Consider the following 13,254-nt stretch of genomic DNA (forward strand, 5'->3'; position numbering starts at 1 on the left):
TCAGACCCCTTCCGGCTGTGTCTGGCGCGCGGCGGCGAGCCGGACCGCGTCCATGATCTTCTCGTAGCCGGTGCAGCGGCAGAGGTTCCCCGAGAGCGCCTCGCGGATGTCCGCGTCCGACGGCGTCGGGTTCTGCTCCAGCATCTCGTCGGCCGCGACGAGCAGGCCGGGCGTGCAGAATCCGCACTGGACGGCGCCCGCGTCGATGAACGCCTGCTGGATCGGGGCGAGTTCGCCGCCCTCGCCGGTCTGCGAGTCGGTGCCCTTCGCGGACCAGCCCTGCGCGTCCTGAAGTGTCGTACCACCCTCATGGGACGCGCACGTACGGGACTTGGCGTGCTCGGCGAGCCCCTCGACGGTGACGACCTCGTGGCCCTCGACCTGTCCCGCGGCCACCAGACACGAGCACACGGGGACGCCGTCGAGCCGGACGGTGCAGGATCCGCACTCGCCCTGCTCGCACGCGTTCTTCGAACCCGGGAGCCCCATCCGCTCGCGCAGCACGTACAGAAGGGACTCGCCCTCCCAGACGTCGTCGGCTTCCTGCTTACGGCCGTTGACCGTGAAATTGACGCGCATTACGCGGCTCCCTCCGTACGAACGCCCGAGCCGCGGTACGACTCCCAGGCCCAGGTCAGCGTGCGGCGCGCCATGACGCCGACCGCGTGACGGCGGTACGAGGCGGTGCCCCGCACGTCGTCGATCGGGTTGCAGGCGCCGGAGCACAGCGTGGCGAACTGCTTGGCGACCGACGGGGTGATGATCTTGCCGCTCTCCCAGAACCCGCCTTCTTCCAAAGCGGAGTTGAGGAATTCCTCGGCCTCCTTGGCGCGGACCGGCGTGGGCGCCGCCGAGCCGATGCCGGTGCGCACGGTCCGGGTCCCGGGGTGCAGGGCGAGGCCGAAGGCGCACACCGCGATCACCATCGCGTTGCGCGTGCCGACCTTGGAGAACTGCTGCGGCCCCTCGGCCTTCTTGATGTGCACGGCGCGGATCAGCTCGTCCTCGGCGAGGGCGTTGCGCTTGACCCCCGTGTAGAACGCGTCGATCGGGATACGCCGGGAGCCGCGGACCGACTCCACCTCGACCTCGGCGCCTGCGGCGAGCAGCGCCGGGTGGGCGTCGCCCGCGGGCGACGCGGTGCCGAGGTTGCCGCCGACGCCGCCGCGGTTGCGGATCTGCGGGGACGCGACGGTGTGCGAGGCGAGGGCGAGCCCCGGCAGCTCACCGCGCAGGTGCTCCATGATCTTGGTGTACGGGACGGAGGCGCCGAGCCGGACGGTGTCGCCCTCGGGCCCCGCGCCCACCTCCCACTCGGTCAGCTCACCGATGCGGTTGAGGTCGAGCAGGTACTCGGGGCGGCGGTGGTCGAAGTTGATCTCGACCATGACATCGGTGCCGCCTGCGATCGGCACGGCTGTGGGGTGCTCGGCCTTCGCGGCGAGCGCCTCCTCCCAGCTGCCGGGGCGAAGGAAGTCCATAACGGCTCTCTTCTCCGTGAGGTTCGTGGATCGGGCAGGGATCGTGCGTGGTTCGTGCGTCGTGTCGTACGGGGTCGATGCGATGCGTTCGAGCCACGGGATGTGCGGATCACAGGGGCTCGTTCATGTGCTGTTCACGCGGAGTGAGCCCAGTACACCGCCTGTGCTCCGGCTGTGTCAGTCACGGAAAACATGAACGCGTTGGCTGGCCCGCGGGGGTGTCTTGTAGATTCGTATGAACGGGTGGCATCAGTAACCTCACCGTTTTCTCCCGGAAACCCAGGCCACAGGTCCGCGGGGTTCCCATTGAGCACGACTTCGAGACAGATCGGCGGCGACGACATGCGGCTGCGCGCATTGCTGGACACGGACGCGCTGGGCCTCAGGCTCCTCGGCGGCGAGGACGAGCTCGACCGCACCGTCCGCGGTGTGATGACGACGGACCTGCGGGACCCCAGCCGCTATCTGTCCGGCGGTGAGCTGGTCCTCACGGGCCTGGCCTGGCACCGGGAGCCGGCCGATTCGGAGCCCTTCGCCCGGCTGATGGCCGCGGCGGGCGTCGCCGCCGTCGCCGCGGGCACCGCCGAGTTCGGCTACGTCCCCGAGGACTTCGTCGAGGCCTGCGCCCGGCACCGCGTCCCGCTGTTCTCGGTGGCCCAGCAGGTGGCGTTCGGAACGATCACCGAGCACGTCGTACGCCAGGTATCGGGCGAGCGCGCCGGGGACCTCGCGGCGGTCGTCGACCGGCACCGGCGCCTGATGACCTCGGGGCCCGCGGGCGGCGGCCCCGACGTCGTCCTCGACCTGCTCGGCAGCGACCTCGACCTGCGGGCCTGGGTGCTCTCCCCGACGGGGCGCGCGATCGCGGGCTCGTCGGCGGCCGGGCCCGAGCTGCCCGCGAGGATCCGCACGCGGCTCGCGGCCGAGCACCTGGGAGCCCTGCGCACCGGGCGGCGCAGCCCGCACCGGGTCACGGTGGAGGGGGGCACGTACTCGCTGTTCCCGATCGGTTCGGCCCCGAAGGACGGTCCTGCCGCCGCCACGCCCTCCCCCGACGCGCGTACGAGCGCCCTCGCGAACTGGCTGCTCGCCGTCGAGGCGGACGCGGGCGACTGGCCGGAGGAGCGGCTCGACCTGCTGCAGGGCGTCACGCAGCTGATCTCGGTGGAGCGCGAGCGGCGGGACGCGGCGCGCACGGTGCGGCGCAGGCTCGCGCAGGAGGTCCTCGAGCTGGTGCAGACGGGCGCGGCCCCCACGGAGATCGCGGCACGCCTGCGCGTCGCGGCGCCCGTGCTGCTGCCGGGGGTCGGCGCGGCCCCGCACTGGCAGGTCGTCGTGGCGCGCGTGGAGTGGACGGACCAGCAGGGCGAGAAGGCCGAGGGCGGGGCCGTGGCCCAGTCGCTCCTGGAGGAGATCCTCATCGCCGCGGATGCCGGGGCGCGCCCCGACTCCGCCGAGCCGTCGGACCGGATCGCCGTGGCGCACAGCGGGGACGAGGCGATCGCCCTGGTGCCGCTGCCCGCCGTGGCGGCGGAGCACGACGGCTCGGAGCAGGGGCTGCTCGCGGACACGCTGCTGACCGCCGTGCGCGAGCCCCTCGCGGCCGGGCTCGCCGACGACGGGCGCCTGGCGATCGGGGTGAGCGCCGCGGTGCACTCAGCGGAGGGGCTGCGCGGCGCCCTGGAGGAGGCGCGGCACGCACGGCGCGTGGCGGCCGCCCGCTCGGGCGTGGTCTGCGCGGCGGGCCACCAGGAGCTGGCGTCGCACGTCCTGCTCCTGCCCTTCGTCCCGGACGACGTACGCCGGGCGTTCACGGCCCGGCTGCTCGACCCGCTCCGGGACTACGACCACAAACACCGCGCCGAGCTGGTCGCGACGCTGGAGGCGTTCCTCGACTGCGACGGTTCGTGGACCCGCTGCGCGTCCCGGCTGCACCTGCACGTGAACACGTTGCGGTACCGCGTGGGCCGCATCGAGCAGCTGACGGGTCGTGATCTGTCGCGCCTGGAAGACAAGTTGGACTTCTTCCTGGCGTTGCGGATGAGCTGACGTTCCCGCACGTCCCGGGCGCCCCACTAGCGATCTTGGGAGCGCCCGGGAAACCCCATCCCTTTGTGAAATCTTTCACCCACCCCCTTGGCCGGGCACCTTGATCCGTGCTGAGATGCCCCACGGCAAACTCGGCTCGATGGCGTGCTCGGGAGGGCAACGTGGCGCATACCGCCATGTCTGGTAGCGGAACGAACACAGCGGACGATCCACTCCAGACCGCGGTATGGCGGTTGCGCTCGCGCGGCTGCTGGGCCGACGCGGCGGCGCTCCTCGACCATCGGGCGACGACGGACGCGGGGGCGGCCCTGCAGCGGGCGGGACTGCTGGTGGAGCGGTGCCTGTACACGGAGCAGGGGTGGGCGGACGCGGAGGACGCGTTGCGTGCGGCGGAGGCGCTGGCGCACACGGACGAGGAGCGGGGTGCGGCGGCGTGCGAGCGGGGGCAACTCGCGTACGAGGCCACGTTGTTGAAGAAGCGGGACCGCTCCGACGAGGCGCGCTCGGCGTTCGGCAGGGCGGCGGCGCTGATCGCTCCGGGGGCGGCGGGGCGCGCGTTGCTCGACTTCCGGCGCGGCCTGATGTCGGAGAACCTGGCGGATTCACCGCAGGCGGCGCGGGCGGCGTATCGCAGGGCCCATGCGGGTGCGACGGCTCACGGTGACGCGCTCCTGCTCTCCTTCACCTGGCGGCATCTTGCCGGACTGGCCCTGCGGGAGGGGGAGTTGGCGGAGGCGCGGCACGGATTCACGGAGTCGCTGCGGATCCGTGAGGAACTCGGGTACCTGGTGGGTACGGCTCCGGCGCTCGTCTCCCTTGCGGAGGCCGAACCGGAACCGGCCACGAAGGCGCGCCTGCGCGCGGAGGCGGGCCGCTTGTTCCGCCTCCTCGACGGCGTCCCGACATGGCTGGCTGAGGCCCTCCCCTCGGCGGCGTGAAACCCCTCTCCCCACCCCACCCCTTCCCGAAAGTCCTGCCGGACGGGCCTGCTCAATCGCCGCAGGGGCTTGATAGATCAAGCCCCTGCGGCGTTTGAGGCGATCTTTTGAGCCCCGCCGGCGATTGAGGCGCGGGGTCCGGGGCGGAGCCCCGTGGCCTGAGGGCGGTCAACCGGTGATGTGACGTTCCACCAGTACCCGGACCGCCGCACCGTCCTGCGCCTCCAACGCGTCCAGCAACGCGACATGCTGCCTCGCATCCACCGCCAGGTCCGACAGCGACCACCCCACCTGCCGATGCAGATCGTCCGCGACCCTGACCACCTGGTCGTTCCCCGCGAACGACAGAACGGCCCGGTGGAACGCACGATCCGCCTCCGCGTACCCCGCCCGGTCCCCCACCGCCGCGGCCGCCGCCGTCGCCCGGACCAGCGGCCGCAACTCGGCCCACCGCGCGGGCGCCACCGTACGGACGAGCCGCGTCACCACCGGCACCTCGACGAGCACCCGCACCTCCGCCAGCTCGGCCAGCTCGCGGTCCGAGCGCCGGGTCACCCGGAACCCCCGGTTGGGCACGACCTCGACCGCGCCCTCCCGCGCCAGCTGCTGCATCGCCTCGCGCACCGGCGTCGCCGAGACCCCGAAGCGGTCCCCGAGCGCGGGACCCGAGTACACCTCGCCGGGCGCGAGGTCACCGGAGACCAGCGCGGCCCGCAGCGCGTCGAGCACCTGCCCGCGCACCGACGTCCGCTCGACCGCCCCGCGTGCCGCGCTCCCCGGCGCGGGCGGCTCGCTGTGGGTGTGCTCACCACGGCTCTGCTCGGGGACGGCGGCCGGCGCGGAGGCAGGCGGGGAGGACCTCGGCGCCCAGGCCGACGTCGACCGCTGCTCCGGCACTCCGATGGAGGAGTCGCGTGCCTCGCGTGGTCTCGTCCGCTCCACCCCGGTCATCCCCTTCGCCGCCGTTCCTTGCCGTTTGTCCGAAGCTCAACGACGAACGATAGAGGGCCCGGCCGACAGTTCAAACCCCAGCCCGTTCGGGTAAGGTAAGGCTTACCTGTAAACGATCGTGAATCGGCGGTCCTCGCATGCCCCTCACCACGTCGGCGCTCGGCGCGCCTCCCAGCGCGGTCTCGGCCGCGTACGCCCGCCTCGCCGAGGTGTTCCCGGGCCTGGGCGTCACCGAGGTACCCGCGGGCGAGGCGCTGCCCGAGGGCGCCGGCTGGGTGCACGCGGCGCGGCTCGCGGAGGGCGGCGCCGCCCTCGACGCCTTCCTCGCGTGGGACAACGCACAGGTGCTCAAGGACTACGGCAGCGGCGCCCGCCCCGACGTCATCGCGAGCTTCGGCCTGCACCGTTACGCCTGGCCCGCCTGCCTGCTGATCACGATCCCCTGGTTCCTGCACCGTCGCGTGCCCCGCTTCCCGGCCTCCGAGGTCGCCTTCCAGCGCACGCTCGGCCGGCTCGCGGTCCACATCACCGAGTTCGCCTGCCTCCCCGACGACCCGGCGGCGAATCTGCCCGGCGCCCGCGTCGTCCCCGACGAGGAGGCCCTGCGCGCCGAGGTCCGCGCGGCCGTCGCCGAGCACCTGCAGCCCGTGCTCGCAGGATTCGGGCCGCGGATGCGGCGCGGCCCGCGCGCGCTGTGGGGCATGGCGACGGACGAGATCGTCGAGTCCCTCTGGTACGTGGGTCACCTCCTCGGCGAGGAGCGGCGCGCCATGTCCGACCTGGAGGCGCTGCTGCCCGGCGCGACGAAGCCGTACGTGGGGAAGGCCGCGTTCCGCGAACTCACGGGCCCCGCCGGGGAGTTGCTGCCCACGCGCGACCGGGCGAGCTGCTGCATGTTCTACACACTGCGCCCGGAGGACACCTGCGTGACCTGCCCGCGCACCTGTGACGCGGACCGGGTCGGCAGGCTTACCGCGACCGCGGCGGCGTGAACCACCCGTACGAGTGACGTAATTCGAACTCAACTTTCGTTTCACCAGCGGGAGTTCGAGCGTACGACCGTTTTACGCGCCCCCTTGCACACCAATGGCGTTGTCTTGCCCCGAAACCCCCTGCGCGCTCCGACGGCTGGGCCAATATGGCGCCAGTTCCGCCCTATCGCGATGCAAGGGACCCCAGATGAGACTGACCGACATATCGCTGGACTGGCTGCTGCCGGGCGCCGTACTGCTCCTGGGCATGCTGGCGGCGGTCGCAGTGCTCGCGCGCGGCAGGCGCGCCGGGGGCGCCAAGAAGGACGCTTTCTCCGACGATTCGTGGGAACGCAGCGAGGAGCGCCGCAGGCGCAAGGAGGCCGTCTACGGCACGGCCTCGTACGTGCTGCTGTTCTGCTGCGCGGCCGTCGCCGCCGCCCTCTCCTTCCACGGCCTGGTCGGCTTCGGCCAGCAGAACCTGAACCTGTCAGGGGGTTGGGAGTACCTCGTCCCCTTCGGGCTCGACGGAGCCGCGATGTTCTGCTCGGTGCTCGCGGTGCGCGAGGCCAGCCACGGCGACGCCGCGCTCGGCTCCCGGATACTCGTGTGGACGTTCGCGGGCGCCGCCGCCTGGTTCAACTGGGTGCACGCGCCCAGGGGGTTGGACCACGCGGGCGCCCCGCACTTCTTCGCGGGGATGTCCCTGTCGGCGGCCGTCCTGTTCGACCGCGCCCTGAAGCAGACCCGCCGCGCGGCGCTGCGTGAACAGGGCCTGGTTCCTCGGCCGTTGCCGCAGATCCGGATGGTGCGGTGGCTGCGCGCCCCTCTGGAGACGTACAGCGCCTGGTCGTTGATGCTCCTGGAGAATGTGCGCACCCTCGACGAGGCCGTGGACGAGGTGCGCGAGGACAAGCGGGAGAAGACGCAGAACCGGATGCGCCAGCGCGAGCACCAGAAGCTGGAGCGTGCCCAACTGAAGGCGCTGAGCCGGGGTTTCGGCACCCGCGACCCCCGGCAGGTGGAGGCGGGCACCTCCGGAGGATCCGGCTCGGAGTCCGCCATATCGGCGCAGGCCGCGCCGTCGGAACTACCGCAGGCGGCGCCCGCACCGGAACAGCTTCCGCTGCGCGCCCGCCCCTCCCTGCAGGCCGTCAAGGGGATCCGTAGGTCCCGTGACCAGAAGGCGCCCGGCACCGTCGACCTCACGGCAGAGGACGACACGCAGGCGCTGCCCCGGCTCGACTCTCTGGAGCAGAAGCTCAAGGACCTTGAGCAGCAGCTCGGTTGAGCCCGTCCGTGGTACGGCGGTGTCGCGGCATCACGCGACGCCGCCGTCCAGTTCGAACCAGACCACCTTGCCCGTGGCACCCGGGCCCAGCGCCGCGACACCCCAGGCGTCCGCGAGGGACTGCACCAGGATGAGGCCGCGCCCGCTGGTGCCGTGCGTACCGTCGTCGGCGTGCGGTACGCGTGGTTTGGGCCTGCGCGAGACGAAGTCACGGACCTCGACCCTCAGGGACCGGGACCCCACGGTCGCCGTGAGCTCCGCCTCGCAGTCCGTGTGCACCAGCGCGTTCGTCACGAGTTCGCTGGTGAGCAGCTCCGCCACCTCCGATCTTCCGGGCCTGCCCCAGTGCAGGAGGAGTTCGCGCAGCGCGCGCCGCACCTCCGGGACGGCCCGCAGGTCCGCCTTGCCCAGCTTTCGCTTGAGCTGCCGCGGCGGCTCGTCCTCCGGATCCGCGCGCGCCGCGACCTCCTTCTCGTACGTCATTGAGCCCGTGTCGCCCATTGAGGCGCCCCCTCGTGACTGCCTTTTCATGGCCCCCGCCCACACGCCGATCCCTGTTCGAACGCGTACACGGGGATGAATGCCCCGCTGCCTGATCGACACGCTTGTTGATTGGTCCACCATTTGCGGGGGTGTGCGCCGCCCCGCCGGGGAAGGAAGCGTGGGGACGCCGCCCGGGAACAGCGCAGCACATGCATTGAAGGAGCCGCCGTGCACGACGACCGACACCTCGTGGAAGGCCGACTCGACCGGGCGATGCGCCAGTTCGTGCGGCCCGCGCAGTACGCGGCGCGGGTGCCGCTGACCATGAGCGTCTGGCACGCACCCGGGGAACCGGTGCCGGTGGCCGAGGCCCTCGAAGGCACGTACGAGCCCTTCGAGACCGGCACCGCGTGGGGAAAGCCGTGGTCGACCAGTTGGTTCCGTCTGGAGGGGCGGGTCCCCGAGGAGTGGGCGGGGCGGCACGTCGAGGTGGTCGTCGACCCCGGTTTCTCCGGGCAGGGGCCCGGCTTCCAGGCGGAGGGACTGCTGTACGACGCGTCGGGCGTGCCCCTCAAGGGCATCCACCCGCGCAACCGGCATCTGACGATCGCGGCGCCCGCGGCCGGCGGCGAGCCGGTGCGACTCCTCCTCGAGGCGGCGGCCAATCCGACGGTCCTGAGGGACTTCGAACCCACCCACCTCGGCGACGTACTGACCGCGGGGGATCGCCCCAACTACCGATTCCGCTCTGCTGACGTCGCCGTACTCGACGAGGAGGTCTGGCACCTCGTGCTGGACATCGAGGTGCTCTCGGAGCTGATGCACGAGCTGGAAGCCGACCGGGCCAGGCGCCACGACATCCTGCGCGCGCTGGAGCGGATGCTGGACGCCCTCGATCTGCACGACGTCTCCGGCACGGCGTCGGCGGCCCGCGCCGAGCTGGCCGAGGTGCTGTCCCGGCCCGCGCACGCGAGCGCGCACCGGGTCTCGGCGGCCGGGCACGCGCACATCGACTCGGCGTGGCTGTGGCCGCTGCGCGAGACGGTCCGCAAGGCCTCCCGCACCTTCGCGAACGTCACGGCGCTGGCCCGCGACTACCCGGAGCTGGTCTTCGCCTGCTCGCAGGCACAGCAGTACGCGTGGGTGAAGGAGCACCAGCCGCACATCTGGGAGCGCATCAAGAAGGCGGTCACCGACGGGAACTGGTCCCCGGTCGGCTCCATGTGGGTGGAGTCGGACGCGAACATGCCCGGCGGCGAGGCCCTCGCGCGCCAACTGGTGCACGGCAAGCGGTTCTTCCAGGACGAGCTGGGTGTGGAGACGGAGGAGATCTGGCTGCCGGACTCCTTCGGATACACGGCCGCCTTCCCGCAGTTGGCGAAGCTCGCGGGCGCCAAGTGGTTCCTGACACAGAAGCTGAGCTGGAACCAGACGAACAAGATGCCGCACCACACGTTCTGGTGGGAGGGCATCGACGGCACGCGCGTGTTCACCCACTTCCCGCCCGTGGACACCTACAACGCACAGTTCCACGCGAGTGAACTGGCGCGCGCCGAGCGGAACTTCGCGGATAAGGGCGGCGCGTCCAGCTCCCTCGTCCCGTTCGGCTGGGGCGACGGCGGGGGCGGCCCGACCCGCGAAATGCTGGAGAAGGCGCGCCGGCTGCGCGACCTGGAGGGTTCGCCGCGCGTCGACATCGAGCGGCCCGCCGCGTTCTTCGAGGCGGCGCACGAGGAGTACGGCGAGCGCGCCCCGGTCTGGTCGGGCGAGCTGTACCTGGAGATGCACCGCGCCACGTACACCACGCAGGCGAAGACGAAGCAGGGCAACCGGCGCTCCGAACACGCCCTGCGAGAGGCCGAGTTGTGGTGCACGGCCGCCGCGCTGCACGACGCGTCGTACGCGTACCCCTATGACGACCTGGACCGGATCTGGAAGACGGTGCTGCTGCACCAGTTCCACGACATCCTGCCCGGCTCGTCGATCGCCTGGGTCCACCGGGAGGCACGGGAGACCTACGCCCAGGTGCTCACGGAACTGGACGGCATCACCGCCGCCGCCGTGCGCCACCTCGGCGGCACCGAACAGTCCGCGCTCAACGCCTCCCCGTACCCGCGCAGCGAAATCGTCGCCCACAACGGCGAGTTGATCCATGTGAACGTCGACGGGCTCGGCTCACGGCCCCTCGCCGAGGCCGCCGGGCGGACGCACGGACCCGGCGCGCACGCGGCGGCGACGCGGGAGACCGGTTCGATCGTCCTCGCCAACGAGCACCTCACCGTCACGATCGACAGCGACGGACTCCTCACCTCTGTACGGGACTTGGGCAGCGGCGGACGCGAGACGCTCGCGCCCGGCAGCCGCGGGAACCTGCTCCAGCTGCACCCCGACCACCCCACCCAGTACGACGCCTGGGACCTGGACGCCCACTACCGGCACACCCGCACCGACCTCACAGAGGCCGAGAAGGTGGAGCTGGTCGAGGAGGGGCCGCTGCGGGTCTCCGTGCGCGTCACCCGCTCCTTCGGGGCGTCCCGGATCACGCAGGAGTACCGGCTCGCGGCGGACAGCCGGCGCCTGGACGTGGTCACGGACATCGACTGGCAGGAGTCGGAGAAGGTGCTCAAGGCGGCGTTCCCGCTGGACGTGCACGCGGAGCGGTCGTCCGCCGAGATCCAGTTCGGCCACGTCAACCGGCCCACGCACGCCAACACCGGCTGGGACGCGGCCCGTTACGAGATCTGCGCGCACCGCTGGCTGCGCGTCGCGGAGGAGGGCTACGGGGTCGCGCTCGCCAACGACTCCACGTACGGCCACGATGTGACCCGCGCCGCGCACGACGAGGGCCTCGGCACCACGGTCCGCCTCACGCTCCTGCGCGCCCCGCACTCCCCCGACCCGGAGACGGACCTGGGCACGCACCGCTTCACGTACGCGCTGCTGCCGGGCGCGACGACCGGCGACGCGGTGGCGGAGGGTCTCGCCCTGAACCTGCCGCTGCGGGTCGCGCCCGCCCCCGCCGTGACGCCGCTGGTCACGGTCGACCACCCGGCGGTGACGGTCGAGTCCGTGAAGCTCGCGGAGGACCGCAGCGGGGATGTCGTGGTGCGGCTCTACGAGTCGCGGGGCGGGCGCGCGGACGCGACGCTCACGGCGGCGTTCCCGGTGGCGGGCGCGGACGAGACCGACCTCCTGGAGCGGCCGCTGCGCGCGGCCGGCACCTCGGACGCCGGTCTTGCCCTGTCGCTGCGCCCGTTCCAGATCCTGACGCTGCGCCTGCGGCCGGTGTGAGCCGAACTCAAATGCCCTACGGACGCGGCATGTTGCGCAGGTTGGAGCGGGCCATCTGCACCATCCGGCCCACTCCACCGTCGAGCACGATCTTCGAGGCGGACAGGGCGAAGCCCGTGACCATCTCGGCGCTGATCTTCGGCGGGATGGACAGGGCGTTGGGATCGGTGACGACGTCGACGAGCGCGGGCCCCTTGTGCCGGAACGCGTCCTTGAGCGCGCCCGCGAGCTGCTTCGGCTTCTCGACGCGGACGCCGTAGGCACCGGCGGCGCGGGCGATCGCGGCGAAGTCCGGGTTCTTGTTGTTCGTCCCGTACGAGGGGAGACCGGCGACCAGCATCTCCAACTCGACCATGCCCAAAGAGGAGTTGTTGAAGAGGACGACCTTCACCGGCAGGTCGTGCTGGACGAGGGTGAGGAAGTCGCCCATCAGCATCGAGAACCCGCCGTCGCCCGACATGGAGACGACCTGCCGGTTCCGGTCGGTGAACTGGGCGCCGATCGCCATCGGCAGCGCGTTCGCCATCGAGCCGTGGGAGAACGAACCGATGACGCGGCGCCGCCCGTTGGGTGAGATGTAGCGGGCCGCCCAGACGTTGCACATGCCGGTGTCGACCGTGAACACGGCGTCCTCGGCGGCGAGTTCGTCGACGACGGAGGCGACGTACTCGGGGTGGATCGGGGTGTGCTTCTCGACCTTGCGCGTGTACGCCTTCACGACGCCTTCGAGCGCGTCGGCGTGCTTCTTCAGCATCCGGTCGAGGAACTTGCGGTTCGACTTGGGCTTCACGCGCGGCGTGAGGCAGCGCAGCGTCTCGCGTACATCGCCCCAGACCGCGAGGTCCAGCTTCGAGCGCCTGCCGAGGTGCTCGGGCCGCACGTCGACCTGGACGATCTTGACGTCCTTCTGTGGCAGGAACGCGTTGTACGGGAAGTCGGTGCCGAGCAGGATCAGGAGGTCGCACTCGTGGGTGGCCTCGTAGGCGGCGCCGTATCCGAGCAGCCCGCTCATCCCCACGTCATAAGGGTTGTCGTACTGAATCCACTCCTTGCCGCGCAGCGCGTGGCCGACCGGTGACTTGATCTTCCCGGCGAACTCCATGACCTCGGCGTGCGCGCCCGCGGTGCCGCTGCCGCAGAAGAGCGTGACCTTGCCGGCCTCGTCGATCAGCTCGACGAGCTTCTCGATCTCGGCGTCGCCGGGGCGGATGCTGGGCCGGGAGGTGACGATCGCGGTCTCGATGGACGTCTCGGGCGCGGCTTCGTCGGCGACGTCGCCGGGGAGCGTCACGACGCTGACGCCGGACTGGCCGACCGCGTTCTGGATCGCGGTCTGCAGGACGCGCGGCAGCTGCTTCGGGCTGGAGATCATCTCGCTGTAGTGCGAGCACTCGGAGAACAGCCGGTCGGGGTGCGTCTCCTGGAAGAATCCGAGGCCGATCTCGCTGGACGGGATGTGCGAGGCGAGGGCGAGGACCGGGGCCATCGAGCGGTGGGCGTCGTAGAGCCCGTTGATGAGGTGCAGGTTCCCTGGCCCGCAGGAACCGGCGCACGCGGTCAGCTTTCCGGTGATCTGCGCTTCCGCGCCGGCCGCGAAGGCGGCGGTCTCCTCGTGCCGTACGTGCACCCAGTCGATCGCGTCGTTGCGCCGGATCGCGTCGACGACCGGGTTGAGGCTGTCGCCCACGACTCCGTACATGCGCTCGACGCCCGCGCGGACGAGGATGTCGACGAACTGCTCGGCGACGTTCTGCTTGGCCATGACTCACGCGCCCTTTCGGAACCCGGTCTCCTCGTTG

The 13,254-nt window shown here is 71.6% G+C and carries 10 protein-coding genes; 5 read left to right on the forward strand and 5 right to left on the reverse strand.

Going from position 1 to position 13,254, the window contains the following annotated elements:
- Positions 1–579, reverse strand: a complete 579-nt coding sequence (locus ACWD2L_RS16185; protein WP_351343185.1) for a (2Fe-2S)-binding protein — start codon at positions 577–579, stop codon at positions 1–3.
- Positions 579–1,481 (reverse strand): FAD binding domain-containing protein, encoded by a 903-nt coding sequence (locus ACWD2L_RS16190; RefSeq protein WP_351343183.1) that lies wholly within the window; start codon positions 1,479–1,481, stop codon positions 579–581. Before ACWD2L_RS16190 ends, ACWD2L_RS16185 begins: the two co-directional genes overlap by 1 nt.
- Before the next feature lie 342 nt (positions 1,482–1,823).
- On the opposite strand from ACWD2L_RS16190, the gene ACWD2L_RS16195 reads away from it, so the two are divergent.
- Together ACWD2L_RS16195 and ACWD2L_RS16200 are read left to right on the forward strand one after the other, a co-directional pair.
- Complete coding sequence (locus ACWD2L_RS16195; RefSeq protein WP_351343205.1) at positions 1,824–3,530, forward strand: PucR family transcriptional regulator; 1,707 nt, start codon at positions 1,824–1,826, stop codon at positions 3,528–3,530.
- A gap of 176 nt (positions 3,531–3,706) precedes the next feature.
- Positions 3,707–4,468, forward strand: a complete 762-nt coding sequence (locus ACWD2L_RS16200) for a hypothetical protein (protein ID WP_351343181.1) — start codon at positions 3,707–3,709, stop codon at positions 4,466–4,468.
- Positions 4,469–4,636: 168 nt separating this feature from the next.
- Here the strand turns inward: ACWD2L_RS16200 and ACWD2L_RS16205 are convergent, their stop codons facing one another.
- On the reverse strand, positions 4,637–5,419 hold the full coding sequence (locus tag ACWD2L_RS16205; protein WP_351344187.1) for a GntR family transcriptional regulator: 783 nt from the start codon (positions 5,417–5,419) through the stop codon (positions 4,637–4,639).
- 137 nt (positions 5,420–5,556) lie between these two features.
- On the opposite strand from ACWD2L_RS16205, the gene ACWD2L_RS16210 reads away from it, so the two are divergent.
- Positions 5,557–6,411 carry a (2Fe-2S)-binding protein gene (locus ACWD2L_RS16210; protein ID WP_351344184.1) on the forward strand — a complete coding sequence of 285 codons (855 nt, stop codon included), beginning with the start codon at positions 5,557–5,559 and terminating at the stop codon, positions 6,409–6,411.
- Positions 6,412–6,598: 187 nt separating this feature from the next.
- Complete coding sequence (locus ACWD2L_RS16215; protein WP_351344181.1) at positions 6,599–7,681, forward strand: DUF2637 domain-containing protein; 1,083 nt, start codon at positions 6,599–6,601, stop codon at positions 7,679–7,681.
- Between the two features lie 30 nt (positions 7,682–7,711).
- On the opposite strand, the gene ACWD2L_RS16220 is transcribed toward ACWD2L_RS16215, so the two are convergent.
- Positions 7,712–8,164 carry an ATP-binding protein gene (locus ACWD2L_RS16220; RefSeq protein ID WP_351344178.1) on the reverse strand — a complete coding sequence of 151 codons (453 nt, stop codon included), beginning with the start codon at positions 8,162–8,164 and terminating at the stop codon, positions 7,712–7,714.
- Positions 8,165–8,392: 228 nt separating this feature from the next.
- Here ACWD2L_RS16220 and ACWD2L_RS16225 point away from each other — a divergent pair, with 228 nt between their 5' ends.
- Positions 8,393–11,455, forward strand: a complete 3,063-nt coding sequence (locus ACWD2L_RS16225) for an alpha-mannosidase (protein WP_351344175.1) — start codon at positions 8,393–8,395, stop codon at positions 11,453–11,455.
- 16 nt (positions 11,456–11,471) lie between these two features.
- Here the strand turns inward: ACWD2L_RS16225 and ACWD2L_RS16230 are convergent, their stop codons facing one another.
- Positions 11,472–13,217: a pyruvate dehydrogenase gene (locus tag ACWD2L_RS16230; RefSeq protein WP_351344172.1), complete on the reverse strand. Its 1,746-nt coding sequence runs from the start codon at positions 13,215–13,217 to the stop codon at positions 11,472–11,474.
- Positions 13,218–13,254 lie beyond the last annotated feature (37 nt).

This window comes from Streptomyces sp. NPDC002754 (genome assembly GCF_053592315.1).

Excerpts from the sequence above, each read along its gene's own strand:
- ACWD2L_RS16195 (WP_351343205.1), top strand. The coding sequence starts at position 1,824 with ATGCGGCTGCGCGCATTGCTGGACACGGACGCGCTGGGCCTCAGGCTC.
- ACWD2L_RS16190 (WP_351343183.1), bottom strand. The coding sequence starts at position 1,481 with ATGGACTTCCTTCGCCCCGGCAGCTGGGAGGAGGCGCTCGCCGCGAAG.
- ACWD2L_RS16185 (WP_351343185.1), bottom strand. The coding sequence starts at position 579 with ATGCGCGTCAATTTCACGGTCAACGGCCGTAAGCAGGAAGCCGACGAC.
- ACWD2L_RS16220 (WP_351344178.1), bottom strand. The coding sequence starts at position 8,164 with ATGACGTACGAGAAGGAGGTCGCGGCGCGCGCGGATCCGGAGGACGAG.
- ACWD2L_RS16215 (WP_351344181.1), top strand. The coding sequence starts at position 6,599 with ATGAGACTGACCGACATATCGCTGGACTGGCTGCTGCCGGGCGCCGTA.
- ACWD2L_RS16200 (WP_351343181.1), top strand. The coding sequence starts at position 3,707 with ATGTCTGGTAGCGGAACGAACACAGCGGACGATCCACTCCAGACCGCG.
- ACWD2L_RS16205 (WP_351344187.1), bottom strand. The coding sequence starts at position 5,419 with ATGACCGGGGTGGAGCGGACGAGACCACGCGAGGCACGCGACTCCTCC.
- ACWD2L_RS16230 (WP_351344172.1), bottom strand. The coding sequence starts at position 13,217 with ATGGCCAAGCAGAACGTCGCCGAGCAGTTCGTCGACATCCTCGTCCGC.
- ACWD2L_RS16210 (WP_351344184.1), top strand. The coding sequence starts at position 5,557 with ATGCCCCTCACCACGTCGGCGCTCGGCGCGCCTCCCAGCGCGGTCTCG.